15 protein-coding genes are annotated in these 17,366 nt (G+C 63.9%); 9 read left to right on the top strand and 6 right to left on the bottom strand.

Annotated features, from left to right (window positions below; translation table 11 throughout):
• A complete protein-coding gene (locus ACLEJU_RS01620) occupies positions 1–222 on the bottom strand; it encodes a VF530 family DNA-binding protein (RefSeq protein WP_023378991.1) in 222 nt (73 codons plus the stop codon).
• 165 nt (positions 223–387) lie between these two features.
• Between ACLEJU_RS01620 and ACLEJU_RS01615 the strand changes: the two genes are divergently transcribed.
• The 7 genes from ACLEJU_RS01615 (at position 388) to cmoB (ending at position 11,451) form a co-directional block, all read left to right on the top strand.
• Complete coding sequence (locus tag ACLEJU_RS01615) at positions 388–2,433, top strand: TonB-dependent receptor (protein WP_435422125.1); 2,046 nt, start codon at positions 388–390, stop codon at positions 2,431–2,433.
• Between the two features lie 222 nt (positions 2,434–2,655).
• The gene (locus ACLEJU_RS01610; RefSeq protein WP_435422126.1) at positions 2,656–4,002 is read left to right on the top strand and encodes a carbohydrate porin; all 1,347 of its coding nucleotides are present in this window, start codon (positions 2,656–2,658) and stop codon (positions 4,000–4,002) included.
• 42 nt (positions 4,003–4,044) lie between these two features.
• The gene (locus ACLEJU_RS01605; protein WP_435422127.1) at positions 4,045–6,456 is read left to right on the top strand and encodes a glucose/quinate/shikimate family membrane-bound PQQ-dependent dehydrogenase; all 2,412 of its coding nucleotides are present in this window, start codon (positions 4,045–4,047) and stop codon (positions 6,454–6,456) included.
• A gap of 225 nt (positions 6,457–6,681) precedes the next feature.
• The gene (gene lon / locus ACLEJU_RS01600; RefSeq protein ID WP_435422128.1) at positions 6,682–9,102 is read left to right on the top strand and encodes an endopeptidase La; all 2,421 of its coding nucleotides are present in this window, start codon (positions 6,682–6,684) and stop codon (positions 9,100–9,102) included.
• Between the two features lie 170 nt (positions 9,103–9,272).
• Entirely contained in the window at positions 9,273–9,665 is a 393-nt protein-coding gene (locus ACLEJU_RS01595) for a protease inhibitor I42 family protein (protein ID WP_435422129.1), read from the top strand.
• Between the two features lie 89 nt (positions 9,666–9,754).
• Positions 9,755–10,498, top strand: a complete 744-nt coding sequence (cmoA, locus tag ACLEJU_RS01590) for a carboxy-S-adenosyl-L-methionine synthase CmoA (RefSeq protein ID WP_435422130.1) — start codon at positions 9,755–9,757, stop codon at positions 10,496–10,498.
• On the top strand, positions 10,495–11,451 hold the full coding sequence (cmoB, locus tag ACLEJU_RS01585; protein ID WP_435422131.1) for a tRNA 5-methoxyuridine(34)/uridine 5-oxyacetic acid(34) synthase CmoB: 957 nt from the start codon (positions 10,495–10,497) through the stop codon (positions 11,449–11,451). Before cmoA ends, cmoB begins: the two co-directional genes overlap by 4 nt.
• A gap of 70 nt (positions 11,452–11,521) precedes the next feature.
• On the opposite strand, the gene ACLEJU_RS01580 is transcribed toward cmoB, so the two are convergent.
• Complete coding sequence (locus tag ACLEJU_RS01580) at positions 11,522–11,725, bottom strand: hypothetical protein (protein WP_103449372.1); 204 nt, start codon at positions 11,723–11,725, stop codon at positions 11,522–11,524.
• A 241-nt stretch (positions 11,726–11,966) separates the two neighbouring features.
• On the opposite strand from ACLEJU_RS01580, the gene ACLEJU_RS01575 reads away from it, so the two are divergent.
• Together ACLEJU_RS01575 and ACLEJU_RS01570 are read left to right on the top strand one after the other, a co-directional pair.
• The gene (locus ACLEJU_RS01575; protein WP_435422132.1) at positions 11,967–12,641 is read left to right on the top strand and encodes a heavy metal response regulator transcription factor; all 675 of its coding nucleotides are present in this window, start codon (positions 11,967–11,969) and stop codon (positions 12,639–12,641) included.
• Positions 12,638–14,029 carry a heavy metal sensor histidine kinase gene (locus ACLEJU_RS01570; protein WP_435422133.1) on the top strand — a complete coding sequence of 464 codons (1,392 nt, stop codon included), beginning with the start codon at positions 12,638–12,640 and terminating at the stop codon, positions 14,027–14,029. The genes ACLEJU_RS01575 and ACLEJU_RS01570 overlap by 4 nt, the downstream gene beginning before the upstream one ends.
• Here ACLEJU_RS01570 and pdxJ read toward each other — a convergent pair whose 3' ends face one another.
• The 4 genes from pdxJ to rnc form a co-directional block, all read right to left on the bottom strand.
• Positions 14,030–14,752 carry a pyridoxine 5'-phosphate synthase gene (gene pdxJ, locus ACLEJU_RS01565; protein WP_435422182.1) on the bottom strand — a complete coding sequence of 241 codons (723 nt, stop codon included), beginning with the start codon at positions 14,750–14,752 and terminating at the stop codon, positions 14,030–14,032.
• A gap of 61 nt (positions 14,753–14,813) precedes the next feature.
• Positions 14,814–15,497: a DNA repair protein RecO gene (recO, locus tag ACLEJU_RS01560; protein WP_435422134.1), complete on the bottom strand. Its 684-nt coding sequence runs from the start codon at positions 15,495–15,497 to the stop codon at positions 14,814–14,816.
• Between the two features lie 200 nt (positions 15,498–15,697).
• On the bottom strand, positions 15,698–16,600 hold the full coding sequence (gene era / locus ACLEJU_RS01555; RefSeq protein WP_016498176.1) for a GTPase Era: 903 nt from the start codon (positions 16,598–16,600) through the stop codon (positions 15,698–15,700).
• Positions 16,593–17,282 carry a ribonuclease III gene (rnc, locus tag ACLEJU_RS01550; protein WP_060508426.1) on the bottom strand — a complete coding sequence of 230 codons (690 nt, stop codon included), beginning with the start codon at positions 17,280–17,282 and terminating at the stop codon, positions 16,593–16,595. Before rnc ends, era begins: the two co-directional genes overlap by 8 nt.
• Positions 17,283–17,366 lie beyond the last annotated feature (84 nt).

Genomic DNA, 17,366 nt, shown 5'->3' with positions numbered 1-17,366 from the left:
TCAGGCCTGGCGCTGCAGCTTCACGTACAACTGCTCGACCTTCTCCCGCGCCCAGGGCGTCTTGCGCAGGAAGGTCAGGCTCGACTTGATGCTCGGATTGCTCTTGAAGCAGCGCACATCAACGCGTTCGGCCAGGCCCTGCCACTGGTAGTGCGCCACCAGTTCGGTGAGGATCTGTTCGAGGGTCTTGCCGTGCAGCGCGTTGTGTTGGGCCGTGCTCATGCCAGTGCTCCGTAGGAAAGATGCGCACCTTACACGAGTGTAGTGGCGGGTGGGATCCGTGTTGCCTGCGGAAAAACCACTGGCCAGGGGCAAAACCTCTGTGCTGAAATAGTGATGTTATATTGTAACAACACAAAAGCATCTGCCAAGGAACGCCTCATCCCCATGCTGTACATCCCGCTCCGCCTCTCCCCCCTCGCTGTCGCCCTGTGGCTCGCCTCATCACCCAGCCAAGCCGTGGAACTGGAACCCCAGGTCGTCACCGCCAATCCGCTGGGCAACCGTCAACAGGCAGCCCCCAGCACCGTGCTCGAAGGTGACGACCTGTTGCAACAGCAGCACGGCAGCCTCGGTGAAACCCTGAACAAGCAACCCGGTGTGGCCTCAACCTGGTTCGGCCCAGGCGCCAGCCGCCCGGTGATTCGCGGCCTGGATGGCGACCGCATTCGCATCCTGCGCAATGGCGTGGGTGCCCTGGATGCCTCATCGCTCTCCTATGACCACGCCGTGCCGCTGGACCCGGTCACGGTCGAGCGCGTGGAGATTGTCCGCGGCCCGGCCGCCCTGCTGTACGGCGGCAATGCCATCGGAGGGGTGATCAACACTTTCGACAACCGCATCCCCGACTCGCCGATCGAGGGCATCCACGGTGCTGGCGAACTGCGCTACGGCGGCGCCGACACCACCCGCAGCAGTTCCGGCAAGCTGGAAGCCGGTGACGGCACCTTCGCCTTGCACCTGGACGCCAATAGCCGTCAATTCAATGACCTGCGTATCCCCGGCTACGCGCAGAGCGCCAAGGTCCGTGACCCCGAGGCACCAGGCAGTCGCCACCGCCTGGAAAACAGCGACGGCCGCCAGGACGGTGGCGCAATCGGCGGTTCCTACAACTGGGACCATGGTTATGCCGGCCTGTCCTACAGCCGCTACGACAGCAACTACGGCTCGGTGGCCGAGTCCGGCGTGCGCCTGGACATGAAGCAGGACCACTACGCCTTTGCCTCGGAACTGCGTGACCTGGACGGGCCGTTCAGCTCGGTAAAGGTCGATGCCGGCTACACCGACTACGAGCACAGCGAGATCGAAGAAGGCGAGGTACACACCACCTTCAAGAACAAGGGCTACGAAGCCCGCATCGAAGCCCGTCATCAGCCGCTCGGGCCGCTCGAAGGCGTGATTGGCGCACAGGTCAGCCGCAACGAGTTCTCGGCGCTGGGCGAGGAAGCCTTCGTCCCGCACACCGACACCGACAGCCTGGCGCTGTTCATGCTCGAACAGTGGCAGGCCACCGAGCGCCTGAACCTGAGCCTGGGCGCACGCCTGGAACACACCCGCGTCGACCCCGATGCCAAGGGCAACGAGAACTTCGTCGACGCAGACAGCGCCAGCAGCTTCAACGCCTTCAGCCTGTCTTCGGGCGCGGTGTACCAGCTCGACCCGATCTGGTCGCTGGCGGCCAACCTCGGCTACACCGAGCGCGCCCCGACGTTCTACGAGCTTTATGCCAACGGCGCCCACGTGGCCACCGGCGCGTATGAAGTCGGTGACGCCAGCCTGAACAAGGAAAAGGCCATTTCCGCTGACCTGGCCCTGCGCTTCGACAATGGCACCCACAAGGGCAGTGTCGGGGTGTTTTACAGCCACTTCCGCAACTATATCGGCCTGATCGGCACGGGTAACCTGCGTGAAGGCCATGATCACGACCATGACGAGGATGATCACCACCACGATCATGACGATGGCGGCTTCCCCGAATACCAGTACCAGGGCGTGCGTGCGCGCTTCTACGGCATCGAGGCACAAGACCGCTGGAAGCTGCTCGAGAACCGCTACGGCAGCTTTGCGCTGGAGCTGTCCGGCGACTACACCCGGGCCAAGAACCTTGACAGCGGCGAGCCCTTGCCGCGCATTGCCCCGTTGCGGCTGAACAGCGGACTGGTATGGGAACTGGACCGCTGGCAGGCACGGGTCGATGTGCAACATGCCGCATCGCAGCATCGCAAGCCTGAGAATGAGACCAGCACCGACGGCTACACCACGCTTGGGGCCAGCGTCGGCTACCGTTTCGACATCGGCCAGAGCCAGTGGCTGGCCTTCGTGCGCGGCGAGAACCTGACCGACCAGACCGTGCGCTATGCGAGTTCGATTCTTCGGGATATCGCGCCAGCGCCGGGGCGCAGCGTAGAAGTTGGACTGCGGACCACCTTCTAAGCGATTTGGGGCTGCACTGCAGCCCCCTTGCCCAACTGACTGTTACTGGATCAGCAACAATCAACTGCGACATTTTGTCTTTTTTTCTTACAACTTCCCCTATATCCTCCCCGCCGCAAGCTGAATCGCTTCATCCAGCATTCCCAATTGCCACTTCCATCGAAGAACCCACTCCTCGGTGCGCTTGCCGTTTGCCCAATAATCAAAAGATAGCGCTATCTCATGTTCCAACTGCCCAAGACCCGCTACACCGGCTTTGCCCTCATTGCCCTTACCGCCAGCCTGCCGAACACCGCCAGCGCCAGCGAACCCTTCGCCAAGGACTCCCCATGGATGTTCGGCGACTGGGGTGGCACCCGTACCGAGCTGCTGGAAAAAGGCTACGACTTCACCCTCGGCTACACCGGCGAGATGGGCAGCAACCTGCACGGCGGCTACGACCACGACCGCACGGCACGCTACAGCGACCAGTTCACCTTCGGCAGCCACCTGGACCTGGAGAAGATTCTCGGCTGGAACGACACCGAGTTCCAGCTGACCCTTACCGAGCGCCACGGCAACAACATCAGCAACGACCGCATCAACGACCCGCGGGTCGGCGGCTTCACCTCGGCCCAGGAAGTCTGGGGCCGTGGCGAAACCTGGCGGCTCACGCAAATGTGGATCAAGCAGAAATACTTCGACGGCGCCCTGGACGTGAAAGTCGGCCGTTTCGGCGAAGGCGAGGATTTCAACAGCTTCCCCTGCGACTTCCAGAACCTCGCCTTCTGCGGCTCGCAGGTGGGCAACTGGGTCGGCGGCATCTGGTACAACTGGCCGGTCAGCCAGTGGGCCATGCGCGTGCGCTACAACCTCAACCCTGAGCTGTATGCCCAGGTTGGCGTGTATGAGCAAAACCCGTCCAACCTCGAATCGGGCAACGGCTTCAAGCTCAGCGGCAGCGGCACCCAAGGCGCGGTCATGCCGGTCGAACTGGTATGGAGCCCACGCCTGAATGGCCTGAAAGGGGAATATCGCGCCGGCTACTACTACAGTAATGCCAAGGCACAGGATGTTCTCAAGGACAGCAACGGCCAGCCGGCAGCCCTCAGTGGCGCCGCCTACCGCAGCAGTTCGAGCAAGCACGGCATGTGGCTCGGGGCCCAGCAGCAGGTCACCTCGCTGGCGTCCGACCAGTCGCGCGGCCTGAGTCTGTTCGCCAACGCCACATTGCACGACAAGAAGACCAATGTCATCGACAACTATGTTCAAGCTGGACTGGTATACAAAGGCCCCTTCGACGCCCGCGCCAAGGACGGCATCGGCTTCGCCGTCGCCCGCGTGCACGCCAATCCGGCCTACCGCAAGAACGCCCGCCTGGCCAATCAGGTGGCCGGCCTCGACGACTACGACAACCCGGGCTACCTGCCGGTGCAAGACACCGAGTACAGCGCCGAACTCTATTACGGCATTCACCTGGCCGACTGGCTCACGGTGCGCCCGAACCTGCAGTACATCCGCCATCCGGGCGGGGTGTCGCAGGTCGACAGCGCGCTGATCGGCGGCCTGAAGATTCAAAGCACGTTCTGACCACTTTCACACTGACCACCTTCACTAAAGGGAGAACCTACGATGAGCACTGACGGTGCCAACCAAGGAACCCGCTGGCTGCCACGCCTGATGGGCGTGCTGCTGTTGCTGATGGGCCTGGCCCTGCTGGCCGGCGGCATCAAGCTGAGCCAGCTGGGCGGATCGCTGTACTATCTGATTGCCGGCATCGGCTTTGCCCTGTCGGGCGCCCTGCTGCTGGCCAAGCGCCGTATTGCTCTGGGCCTGTATGGCCTGGTGCTGCTGGGCAGCACCATCTGGGCCATGCTCGAAGTGGGCCTGGACTGGTGGCAACTGGTGCCGCGGCTGGCCATCTGGTTCGCCATCGGCGTGGTGCTGCTGCTGCCGTGGGCCCGTCGCCCGCTGACCGGCCCTGCCGCCAAGGCCAACACCGCACTGCTGAGCGTTGCCGTGCTGGCTTCCGGCGCTTGCGCATTGGGCAGCCAGTTCACCCATCCAGGTGAAGTGTTCGGCGAACTGGGCCGCGACAACAGCGAAATGGGCAGCGCCGCACCGGCCATGCCGGATGGCGACTGGCAGGCCTATGGCCGCACCGAGCACGGCGACCGCTATTCGCCGCTGCGCCAGATCACCGCGCAGAACGCCTACCGCCTGGAAGAAGCCTGGCGCATCCGCACCGGCGACCTGCCGACCGACAACGACCCGGTCGAGCTGACCAACGAAAACACCCCGTTGAAGGCCAACGGCATGCTCTATGCCTGCACCGCCCACAGCAAGGTGCTGGCCCTGGACCCGGACACTGGTGCCGAGATCTGGCGCTACGACCCGCAGATCAAGACCCCGGTCGGCACCTTCAAGGGCTTCGCCCACATGACCTGCCGCGGCGTCTCGTACTATGACGAGAACAGCTACGTCAGCCGCGACGGCAGCCCGGCACCGAAAGTGTCCGACGCCGGCCAGGCCGTGGCCCAGGCCTGCCCACGCCGCCTCTACCTGCCGACCGCCGACGCCCGCCTGATCGCCATCAACGCCGACAACGGCAAGGTCTGCGAAGGCTTCGCCAACCAGGGCGCGATCGACTTGACCACGGGCATCGGCCCGTTCACTGCCGGTGGCTACTACTCCACCTCGCCAGTGGCGATCACCCGCAGCCTGGTGATCATCGGTGGTCATGTGACCGACAACGAGTCGACCAACGAACCGTCCGGCGTGATCCGCGCCTACGACGTGCACGACGGCCACCTGGTGTGGAACTGGGACAGCAACAACCCGGACGACACCAAGCCGCTGGCCCCGGGCAAGATGTACAGCCGCAACTCGGCCAACATGTGGTCGCTGGCCAGCGTCGACGAAGACCTGGGGATGGTCTACCTGCCGCTGGGCAACCAGACCCCTGACCAGTGGGGCGCCGACCGCACCCCGGGCGCCGAGAAGTACAGCGCTGGCGTGGTCGCCCTGGACCTGGCCACCGGCAAGGCCCGCTGGAACTATCAGTTCACCCACCACGACCTGTGGGACATGGACGTCGGCAGCCAGCCGACCCTGGTGCACCTGAAGACCAAGGACGACGTGAAGCCGGCGATCATCGTGCCGACCAAGCAGGGCAGCCTGTACGTGCTCGACCGCCGCGACGGCACGCCGATCGTGCCGATTCGCGAGATCCCGGTCCCGCAGGGCGCGGTCAAGGGTGACCACACCGCACCGACCCAGGCCCGCTCCGACCTCAACCTGCTTGGCCCTGAGCTGACCGAAAAGGCCATGTGGGGCGCCACGCCGTTCGACCAGATGCTGTGCCGCATCCAGTTCCGCGAGCTGCGCTACGAAGGGCAATACACCCCGCCGTCCGAACAGGGCAGCCTGATCTACCCGGGCAACGTCGGCGTGTTCAACTGGGGCAGTGTGTCGGTCGACCCGGTGCGCCAGCTGCTGTTCACCTCGCCCAACTACATGGCCTTCGTGTCGAAGATGGTGCCGCGCGAGCAGGTTGCTGCCGGCAGCAAGCGCGAAAGCGAGACCAGCGGTGTGCAGCCGAACACTGGCGCGCCTTACGCAGTGACCATGCACCCGTTCATGTCGCCGATCGGCATCCCGTGCCAGGCACCCGCCTGGGGTTATGTGGCGGCCATCGACCTGTTCACCAACAAGGTGGTATGGAAGCGCAAGAACGGCACTACCCGTGACAGCACCCCAGTGCCGATCGGCATGCCGGTAGGCGTACCGAGCATGGGCGGTTCGATCGTCACCGCCGGTGGCGTCGGCTTCCTCAGCGGCACCCTCGACCAGTACCTGCGCGCCTATGACGTGAACAACGGCAAGGAACTGTGGAAGGCCCGCCTGCCAGCGGGTGGCCAGGCCACGCCAATGACCTATACCGGCAAGGACGGCAAGCAGTACGTGCTGATCGTTGCCGGCGGCCATGGCTCGCTGGGCACGAAGATGGGCGATTACATCATCGCTTACAAATTGGCTGACTAAGTTTCAGCTGCGGCGGTGGCCTCACCGCCGCCTTCGCGGGCAAGCCCGCTCCCACAGGTACAGCGCTGTTCTTCAGGGCAGCGCTGTACCTGTGGGAGCGGGCTTGCCCGCGAAGGGTCCGGCAAAAACCGAAGATGAAACCCTCCCTCTGCGCCCTTCGTCTACCATTGAAACCCATCCCCCCGCGCCCCATCTAAGCACCATAGTCATTCACGCAGGTGCCCCATGAGCGACCAGCAGGATTTTCCGGAACAACCCGACGAACACAGCGAAGTCGAACACCTCGATACCAAGGCCAATACCGGCCACGCCCTCGCCCTGCCCGGCCAGCAGTTGCCGGACAAGGTCTACGTGATCCCGATCCACAACCGCCCGTTCTTCCCCGCGCAAGTGCTGCCGGTGATCGTCAACGAAGAGCCCTGGGCCGAAACCCTCGACCTCGTAGCCAAGACCGAGCACCACTCGCTGGCACTGTTCTTCATGGATACCCCGCCGGAAGACCACCGCCATTTCGACACCTCGGCCCTGCCGCAGTACGGCACCCTGGTCAAGGTGCACCACGCCAGCCGCGAAAACGGCAAATTGCAGTTCGTCGCCCAGGGCCTGACCCGGGTGCGCATCCGCACCTGGCTCAAGCACCATCGCCCGCCGTACCTGGTCGAAGTCGAATATCCGCGCCAGCCGGCCGAGCCGACCGACGAGGTCAAGGCCTACGGCATGGCGCTGATCAATGCGATCAAGGAACTGCTGCCGCTCAACCCGCTGTACAGCGAAGAACTGAAGAACTACCTCAACCGCTTCAGCCCCAACGACCCGTCGCCACTCACCGACTTCGCCGCCGCGCTCACCTCCGCCACGGGTAACCAGCTGCAGGAAGTGCTCGACTGCGTGCCCATGCTCAAGCGCATGGAAAAGGTCCTGCCGATGCTGCGCAAGGAGGTCGAGGTCGCGCGCCTGCAGAACGAGATTTCCGCCGAGGTCAACCGGCAGATCGGCGAGCATCAGCGCGAGTTCTTCCTCAAGGAGCAGCTCAAGGTCATCCAGCAGGAACTGGGCCTGACCAAGGATGACCGCAGCGCCGACCTCGAACAGTTCGAGCAGCGCCTTGCCGGCAAGACCTTGCCTGAGCAGGCGAGAAAGCGCATCGACGAAGAAATGGGCAAGCTGGCCATCCTCGAGACCGGCTCGCCCGAATACGCCGTCACCCGCAATTACCTGGAATGGGCTACCGCCCTGCCCTGGGGTGTGTACGGCAAGGACAAGCTCGACCTCAAGCATGCGCGCAAGGTGCTCGACCAGCACCACGCCGGCCTGGATGACATCAAGGAGCGCATCCTCGAATTCCTCGCCGTCGGCGCCTGGAAGGGCGAGATCAGCGGCTCGATCGTGCTGCTGGTGGGCCCGCCGGGGGTGGGCAAGACCAGCATCGGCAAGTCCATCGCCGAATCCCTCGGCCGGCCGTTCTACCGCTTCAGCGTCGGCGGCATGCGTGACGAGGCAGAGATCAAGGGCCACCGCCGCACCTACATCGGCGCCCAGCCGGGCAAGCTGGTGCAGGCGCTGAAGGAAGTCGAGGTGATGAACCCGGTGATCATGCTCGATGAGATCGACAAGATGGGCCAGAGCTACCAAGGCGACCCGGCCTCGGCGTTGCTGGAAACCCTCGACCCGGAGCAGAACGTCGATTTCCTCGACCACTACCTGGACCTGCGCCTGGACCTGTCCAAGGTGCTGTTCGTGTGCACCGCCAACACCCTCGACTCGATCCCCGGACCGCTGCTCGACCGTATGGAGGTGATCCGCCTGTCCGGCTACATCACCGAAGAGAAGCTGGCCATCGCCAAGCGCCACCTGTGGCCCAAGCAGCTGGATAAGGCCGGCGTGGCCAAGACCAGCCTGAGCATCAGCGACAGCGCCCTGCGCACGGTGATCGAGGGCTACGCCCGTGAAGCCGGGGTGCGCCAGCTGGAAAAACAGCTGGGCAAGCTGGTGCGCAAGGCCGTGGTCAAGCTGCTGGAAGACCCGGACGCCAAGCTCAAGATCGGCAACAAGGACCTGGAGCCCGCCCTGGGCATGCCGGTGTTCCGCAGCGAGCAGGTGCTGGCAGGCAAAGGCGTGATTACCGGCCTGGCCTGGACCAGCATGGGCGGCGCGACCCTGCCGATCGAAGCCACCCACATCCACAGCCTCAACCGCGGGCTGAAGCTCACCGGGCAGTTGGGTGACGTGATGAAGGAATCGGCGGAGATCGCCTACAGCTACATCAGCTCGAACCTGAAGCAGTTCGGTGGCACCCCCGGTTATTTCAACGAAGCTTTCATCCACCTGCACGTGCCCGAGGGTGCCACGCCCAAGGATGGCCCCAGTGCCGGGGTGACCATGGCCAGCGCCCTGCTGTCCCTGGCCCGTGACCAGGCGCCGAAAAAGGGGGTTGCCATGACTGGCGAACTGACCCTGACCGGCCAGGTGCTGCCGATTGGCGGCGTGCGTGAAAAAGTGATCGCGGCGCGGCGGCAGAAGATTTTCGAGCTGATCCTGCCCGAGCCCAATCGCGGTGACTACGAAGAGCTGCCGGACTACCTGCGTGAAGGCCTGACCGTGCATTTCGCCAAGCGCTTCGCTGACGTGGCCAAAGTCCTGTTCTGACCTTTACCGGCCTCTTCGCGGCTAAAGCCGCTCCCACAGGGAAATCACAGTTTTCGAGCGCTGTGCTGTACCTGTGGGAGCGGCTTTAGCCGCGAAGAGGCCGGCACTGGCAACACAAAATCCCTCGATCATCGGGTATCCTCAGGCCATCGCCAGTCTTCGGAGCCACCATGACCGCCCCTCGTCTGCTCGTTCCCCTGAGCCTCGCCCTGCTTGCCGCCTGCGCCCAACAGCCAACGCAAACCGTCGAACTGGACGCTGAAAGCGAATGCCCCAAGCGCCTGCAGGTCGGCCAGAGCCTCACCCTGACTTTGCCTAGCAACCCCACCACCGGCTACCGCTGGCTGGTGCAGAACCCTGCGTCCAACGTGCTGCAAAGCCTGGGCCCTGAGGTCTACAGTGCCCCCGAGGACGCCGGCATCGTTGGCAGCTCGGGCATCTCCACCTGGCGCTACCAGGCCCGCACCGCCGGTGAAGGCCACCTGGTGCTGATCTATCAGCAGCCCTGGGCACCGGAAGTGCGCCCGGTACAGACCTTCGATTGCGCCATCCGGGTCAATTGAACGGGCAGCGCTGGTCAGCCAACCATGCATCCTCGCCGCGGTTTGGCTAGAATGCCGGCCCTGCCTATCGTCAGCCGCCTGGATTCACCGTGAGCAAACAACCCGACCGCCTTTTCGCCCAACCTCTGGAGCAAGTCCCCGACTTCGTGTTCAACGAAGACGTGGTGCGCGTGTTCCCGGACATGATCAAGCGCTCGGTGCCCGGTTACCCGACCATCGTCGAAAACCTCGGCGTGCTGGCCGCCCGCTTTGCCCAGCCGAACACCGCGCTGTACGACCTGGGCGCTTCCCTGGGTGCTGTCACCCAGTCGCTGCGCCGCCATGTGCGCAGCGACGGCTGCCGGGTGATCGCGGTTGACAACTCCGCCGCCATGGTCGAGCGTTGTCGGCAGTACCTCAACGCCCAGGACTCGATGTTCCAGGAGTTGCTGCCGGTCGATGTGCTGGAGGCCGACATCCTCACCCTGCCCTTCGAACCGGCCTCGGTGGTGGCGATGAACTTCACCCTGCAGTTTGTTGCCCCGGAACAACGCTTGGCGCTGCTCGGCCAGATCCGCCAGGCACTGCTGCCCGGTGGCGCGCTGATCCTCTCGGAGAAACTGCGTTTCGCTGATGACGAAGAACAGTCCCTGCTCAACGAACTGCACCTGGACTTCAAGCGGGCCAATGGCTACAGCGAACTGGAAATCGCCCAGAAGCGCAGCGCCATCGAGAACGTGATGAAGCCCGACACCCTGCAAGCCCACAAGGAACGCCTGTACGCGGCTGGCTTCACCAAGGTGGTGCCGTGGTTCCAATGCCTCAATTTTGCCTCGCTGATAGCCCTGCCATGATCGATCTGTCCCCCCTCGTCCGCCGCCTGGCGGGCACGCCCCTGGCTTCCTGGTCCCAAGGCCTGCAAGCTCAACTGGAAGCCAAGCTGGAAAAAGGCCACGGCGACCTCGACCGCTGGCGTGGCGCGCTCGACGCACTGCCAGCCCTGCAGCCCAGCGAAATCGACCTGGCTGACGGCTTGCGCCTGGATTGCGAATGCGATGACGCCACCCGTGCGCAGATGCGCCAGGCCCTGATGGACCTGTCTCCGTGGCGCAAGGGGCCCTTCGACCTGTTCGGCGTGCATGTCGACACCGAATGGCGCTCGGACTGGAAGTGGTCGCGGGTCGGCCCGCACCTTGACCTCAAGGGCAAGCGCGTGCTCGATGTCGGCTGCGGCAACGGTTACTACCAGTGGCGCATGCTCGGTGCCGGTGCCGACATGGTCATCGGCGTCGACCCCAACTGGCTGTTCTTCTGCCAGTTCCAGGCTGTGCAGCAATACCTGCCCGACCTGCCCGCCTGGCACCTGCCGTTCGCGCTGGAAGAGCTGCCGGCCAACCTCGAAGGCTTCGACACGGTGTTCTCCATGGGCGTGTTCTACCACCGCCGATCGCCCATCGAGCACCTGCTGGCGCTCAAGGACTGCCTGGTCAAAGGCGGCGAACTGGTGCTGGAGACCCTGGTGATCGAGGGCGACGAAAACCAGGTGCTGGTGCCCGAAGACCGTTACGCGCAGATGCGCAACGTCTGGTACCTGCCGTCGGTACCGGCCCTGGAGCGCTGGTTGCGCCGCGCCGGTTTCACCGATGTGCGCTGCGTCGACGTCAGTGTCACCAGCGTCGAGGAACAGCGCAGCACCGAATGGATGCGCTACCAGTCGCTAGGCGACTTCCTCGACCCGAACGACCACAGCAAGACGATCGAAGGCTTGCCCGCCCCGCGCCGCGCCACCCTGCTGGCGCGCAAATAAAAAAGGCGTCCATAGGGACGCCCGAATCACCGCTGTGCCGGGGAGCAGTGCCGGCACAGCCGCTGTTGCCTCAGTCCTTGGCCACCTCGCGGGCCTTCTCCTGCGCCTTGCGCTCGCGCTCGGCGACAGCCTGTTGCTTGTCGCCGTGCAGGCGCTCCTGGTCCTGGCGGAATGCTTGCCAGAACTGCTGGGAACGTTCGGCGCCGCCTTCGGCGTAGACACTGGCGCTGCCCAGGGCGAGGGTCGCCAGCAGCAGGTACTTGCTCAGGTTCATCGTGCTTGCCTCGTTGATAACCGATCAGACAGGGCAATCGTATCCACCGGCAGCTAACGCCAAGGTGAGGCGGGCATTACAGTCTTGCAATGTGGCCCTGGCATACAGCCAGATAACGCCAGGATTACAAATCCGTTATCTGCGCCGACGGGCCATTCGCATGCCGTAACATCCTGCTGCTTGACCCTGAAGCCCCTACAGGCTTGAGAATTCTGCCCTTTCCAGCCTACCGAGCCCGCCCATGCGCCTACTGATCATCGAGGACGAACTGCGTACCGCCGACTACCTGCAACAAGGCCTGCGCGAAAACGGTTACGTGGTCGATTGCGCACACACTGGCACCGACGGCCTGCACCTGGCGCGCCAGCAGCCCTACGACCTGGTCATCCTCGACGTCAACCTGCCCGAACTGGATGGCTGGACGGTGCTGCAGCGTCTGCGCGCCGAGTCGGCCACGCGGATCATGATGCTGACCGCCCATGGTCGCCTGTCAGACCGGGTCAAAGGCCTGGACCTGGGCGCTGATGACTACCTGCTCAAACCGTTCGAATTCCCCGAGTTGCTGGCCCGGATTCGTAGCCTGCTGCGCCGTAACGACCAGCAACTGCAACCGAGCACCCTGCGCGTCGCCGACCTGGAGCTGGACCCCAGCCGTCACCGGGCCTACCGTGCCGGCAAGCGCATCGACCTGACCGCCAAGGAATTCGCCCTGCTCCACCTGCTGATGCGCCAGAGCGGCGAGGTCCTGTCGCGCACGCAGATCATCTCGCTGGTGTGGGACATGAATTTCGATTGCGACACCAATGTGGTCGAAGTCTCGATCCGCCGCCTGCGGGCAAAGATTGACGACCCGTTTGACGACAAGCTGATCCATACCCTGCGCGGCGTCGGCTATGTCCTCGAGGCCCGCGTGTGAAGCAGGCCAGCCTGTCGCTGCGCCTGGGCCTGAGCATGACCCTGATGGGCGCCGCCCTGGTCTTGCTGCTCGCCTGCCTGGCAGTGTTCGCCCTCGACCACGAACTGGACAGCCGCGCCCGCAAGGACCTGGCGCGCAAGATGTTGCAGGTAGAGCACAACCTGCGGGTCGACCTGCGCAGTGAGGACCTTGGCAACCGCGCCCATCCGTTGCTCGACCTGGTGATGGGCCACGACAACCTCAGCCTGAGCGTCCTGGCCCTTGAGGGTCGCCACCCGCACCTGCTCAGCCTCGGCCCTGCGCTGGAGTCCCGGGTTGGCGAATTGCCTACCGATTCACGGCTGAACTATCACGAATGGCGCGACAGCAGCGGCAACCAGATCCTCACCGTGACCCGGCAGATGCGCCTGCGTGACGACACCCCGGTGCGGGTGATGATGTCACTCAACCGCGCCGACGACCATGCCCTGCTCCAGGCCTATCTGCACTCCACCCTGCTGGCCCTGCCCGTGCTGTTGCTGCTGATCGGCGCAGGCGCCTGGTGGCTGATGCAACGCGGCTTGAGGCCACTGCGCCACTTCCGCCGCATCGCTGGGCAAGTCTCCACCCAGGACCTGCAACACCGCTTGCCCGCCACCGGGTTACCGCTGGAGCTGGCAGAACTGGCGCGCAGTATCAATGTGATGCTCGACCGCCTGGATCAGGGTGTGCGTCAGTTGTCACAATTCTCCGACGACCTGGCCCACGAACTGCGTACCCCGCTGGGCAACCTGATGGGCAAGGCCCAGGTCACCCTGGCCCGCGAGCGCGATAGCCCGCACTACCGGGAAGTGCTGGAAGACAGCGTCGAGGAGCTGACCCGCCTCAACCGTATCATCAACGACATGCTATTCCTCGCCCAGGTCAGCCAGCCCCAGGCGCAGGTGGCGCTCAAGCCACTGGCGTTGGCGGAGGAAGCGGCGCAGGTAAGCGAGTTGTTTGCCTTCAGTGCCGAGCTGAAGGGTATCGAGCTGCACTTGCAGGGCTGGGGGACGGCGCTGGCAGACCGCTTGATGTTCCAGCGGGCGCTGTCGAACCTGTTGAGCAATGCCATACGGCATGGACCTCAGTGGCAGCCAGTGAAGCTGGGCATCGAGCGTCAGGGCAACGATGTGTTGATCTGGGTGGAAAACCAAGGGCCAGGCATAGCCGATGAACATTTACCTCAACTGTTCGAGCGTTTCTATCGAGTGGGTTCAGGGCGTTCGCGGCTGGAGGGTGGGACGGGATTGGGACTGGCGATCGTGAAATCGATCATGCAATTGCATGGAGGGCGGATCGAGGTTCGAAGCGAAGCGACAGGGCCAACCCGGTTCACCTTGGTGTTCCGGGCCGGCACTGACGACTGATCAGCGCGAAGCCGCGACGATCAGCGCCTTCATCTCGGCCACAGCGGCCTTGAAGCCGACGAACAGCGCATGCGCGACCAAGGCATGGCCAATGTTCAGTTCATTGATGCCCTTGATCGCCGCCACCGCCTCGACGTTGTGATAATGCAGGCCATGACCAGCATTGACGATCAGCCCCTGACCCACGCCAAATGCTACGCCGTCGACGATGCGCTGCAGTTCCTCGGCCACTTCGGTCGGTGTTTCGGCATCGGCATAACGCCCGGTGTGCAGCTCGACGGCTGGGGCGCCGACACGGCGCGAAGCCTCGATCTGCCGCTCGTCAGGATCGATGAACAGCGACACTTCAGCACCGGTACGCGACAAGCGCTCGACCGCTGCCTTGATGCGTGCCTCCTGGCCGGCCACGTCCAGGCCGCCTTCGGTGGTCAGCTCCTGGCGGGTTTCGGGAACCAGGCAGATATGCGCCGGGCGGATCTTTTCGGCAAAGGCCATCATCTCTTCGGTGATGCCCATTTCGAAGTTCATGCGCGTCTGCAGTACATCCTTGAGCACCAGCACGTCGCGCTCCTGGATATGCCGGCGGTCTTCACGCAGGTGCACAGTGATGCCGTCGGCGCCTGCTTCCTCGGCATCCAGCGCAGCCTTGACCGGGTCCGGGTAGCGGGTGCCGCGGGCCTGGCGCAGGGTCGCCACATGGTCGATGTTGACGCCAAGAAGCATGCGGTTGCTATGAGTCACGAAAGGCTCTCCTGAAGTTTGAGCCACACAGCATACGACGTGCTCAGCGCTTGCGAAACAGTTCCCGGCTGACCAGCGGGTTTGGCCCCAGGTGTACCGCCAGTGCCTGGCGCATCAGGCGCTTGGCCGCCAGCAAGGCGCCGGGGGCATTCCAGTCGGCCTGGGCCAGGGCCAGCAGCTCGGTGCCGCTGAACAGACCAGGTTGGGCCAGGTACACGCGCTCGAGGCCGGCATCGACCCGCAGGCGGTACAGTCCGTCAGCTTCGATCGGGTGGTCGTTGACGTCGTGGCTGAGTGAAAAGGTGTAGCCCAAGTCTTCCAGCAGCCGCCACTCGAAGGAGCGCAGCAGGGGTTCCAAAGGCCTTCCTGCGGCCAAGGCTTGCAGGGTCAGTGCGTAATGCTCGAACAGTTCGGGTTGCGGCGCCTCGGCGGGGAGCAGGCGCATCAGCAGTTCATTGAGGTAGAGGCCGCTGAACAGCGCGTCACCATGCAGCCACGCTGCAATACCCACAGTGTCCAGGCGCCTGACGTTCTTCAGCTCACCCTTGCCGAACAGCTCCACTTCCAGCGGAACGAACGGCCGCACCAGGCTGCCACCCTTGCCTCGCGCACGCCGCAGCACCGCACGCAGGCGGCCCTGCGGGGTGAAGAAGTCCACCAGAGCACTGGTTTCCTTGTAGGCGCGGCTGTGCAGGACGTAGGCCGGCTGGCCGACTGGCTGTTCCATAAAGATCACTCGTTACCTGCGCCCCGGTAATACTGCTAATTGGGGCTGCTGCACAACCCATCGCAGCGGTTCGTCGCCACGACAAGCCAGCTCCCACACCGACAGCATCGACTTCAAGTCATGTGCAGTACCTGTGGGAGCTGGCTTGTCGTGGCGACGAACCGCTGCGATGGGCCGCAAAGCGGCCCCAACAGTAATACTTAGAGGTCGCCGTAGCCCAGCGAACGCAAGGCGCGTTCGTCGTCGGACCAGCCGCCTTTGACCTTGACCCAAAGGTTGAGCATGACCTTGGAGTCGAACAGCACTTCCATGTCCTTGCGCGCTTCAGAGCCAATGCGTTTGATGCGCTCGCCCTTGTCTCCGATGATGATCTTCTTCTGGCCATCACGCTCGACCAGGATCAGCGCATGGATGTGCAGCACGTGGCCCTGCTGCTTGAACTCTTCGATTTCCACGGTGATCTGGTACGGCAGCTCGGCACCCAGCTGGCGCATGATCTTCTCGCGCACCAGTTCGGCAGCGAGGAAACGGCTGCTGCGGTCGGTGATCTGGTCTTCCGGGAAGAAGTGGTCGTTTTCCGGCAGGTGCTTGGCGATCTGGGCTTCCAGCGCTTCCAGGTTGTGGCCCTGCTGTGCGGAAATCGGCATCACTTCAGCGTTCGGCAGTTGCTCCTGCAGCCATTGCAGGTGCGGGATCAACTCGGCCTTCTCTTCCATGCGGTCGGTCTTGTTGACGGCAATGATCAGTGGGCCGGTCACGTACTGCACGCGCTCCAGCACCAACTGGTCTTCGTCGGTCCACTTGGTGCGGTCGACGACGAAGATCACCACGTCGACGTCCTTCAGGGCCGCCGAGGCGTTGCGGTTCATGTAGCGGTTCAAGGCCTTGTCGTTGGCCTTGTGCATGCCCGGGGTATCGACGTAGATCGCCTGCACGTCACCCTCGGTCTTGATGCCGAGCATGTTGTGGCGGGTGGTCTGCGGCTTGCGCGAGGTGATCGCCAGCTTCTGGCCGAGGATGTGGTTGAGCAAGGTCGACTTGCCCACGTTCGGGCGGCCGACGATGGCCACGTAACCGCAGCGGGTCGGATTGTTATCAGTCATTACCATTCTCCACGCCCAGGGCGATCAATGCAGCAGCGGCGGCGACCTGCTCGGCAATACGCCGGCTGACGCCTTGGCCACGGCTCTTGTTGTTCAGCAGTACCACTTCGCATTCGACGAAGAAGGTACGGCAGTGCGGTTCGCCCTGGATGTCGACCACTTCGTAACGCGGCAGCTCACAGCTGCGCGATTGCAGAAACTCCTGCAGGCGGGTTTTCGGGTCCTTGTTGGTGTCGACCAGGGTCAGGCCCTCGAACTCGTCGGTCAGCCAGGCGAGGACACGCTCGCGCGCGGTCTGCATGTCCGCGTCCAGGTAGATGGCGCCGATCAGCGCCTCGAGGGCGTCGGCCAGGATCGACTCACGGCGGAAGCCACCGCTCTTGAGTTCACCCGAGCCCAGGCGCAGGTAGTCGCCCAGGTCGAAACCACGGGCCAGGCGGGCCAGGGTCTCGCCCTTGACCAGGCGGGCACGCAGACGCGACAGTTGGCCTTCGCGGGCCTGCGGGAAGCGCTCGAACAGCGCCTCGCCGGCGACGAAGTTGAGAATGGCGTCACCGAGGAACTCCAGGCGCTCGTTGTTGCGCCCGGCATAGCTGCGGTGGGTCAAGGCCAGCAGCATCTGCTCCTGATCCTTGAAGGTGTAGCCGAGCTTGCGCTCGAGACGGGCAAGGGAAGCAGTCATGCAGCCACCCGTTGGTTGTTCAACGCGTTGTTCAAATCAACATCCTGAAAGACTGTTTGGCTGTGGTCCGTCGCGGTAAGCGGC

Source organism: Pseudomonas sp. SMN11 (assembly GCF_052041945.1).
Lineage (GTDB): Bacteria > Pseudomonadota > Gammaproteobacteria > Pseudomonadales > Pseudomonadaceae > Aquipseudomonas.
This window is presented reverse-complemented; position numbering and strand designations above follow the sequence as displayed.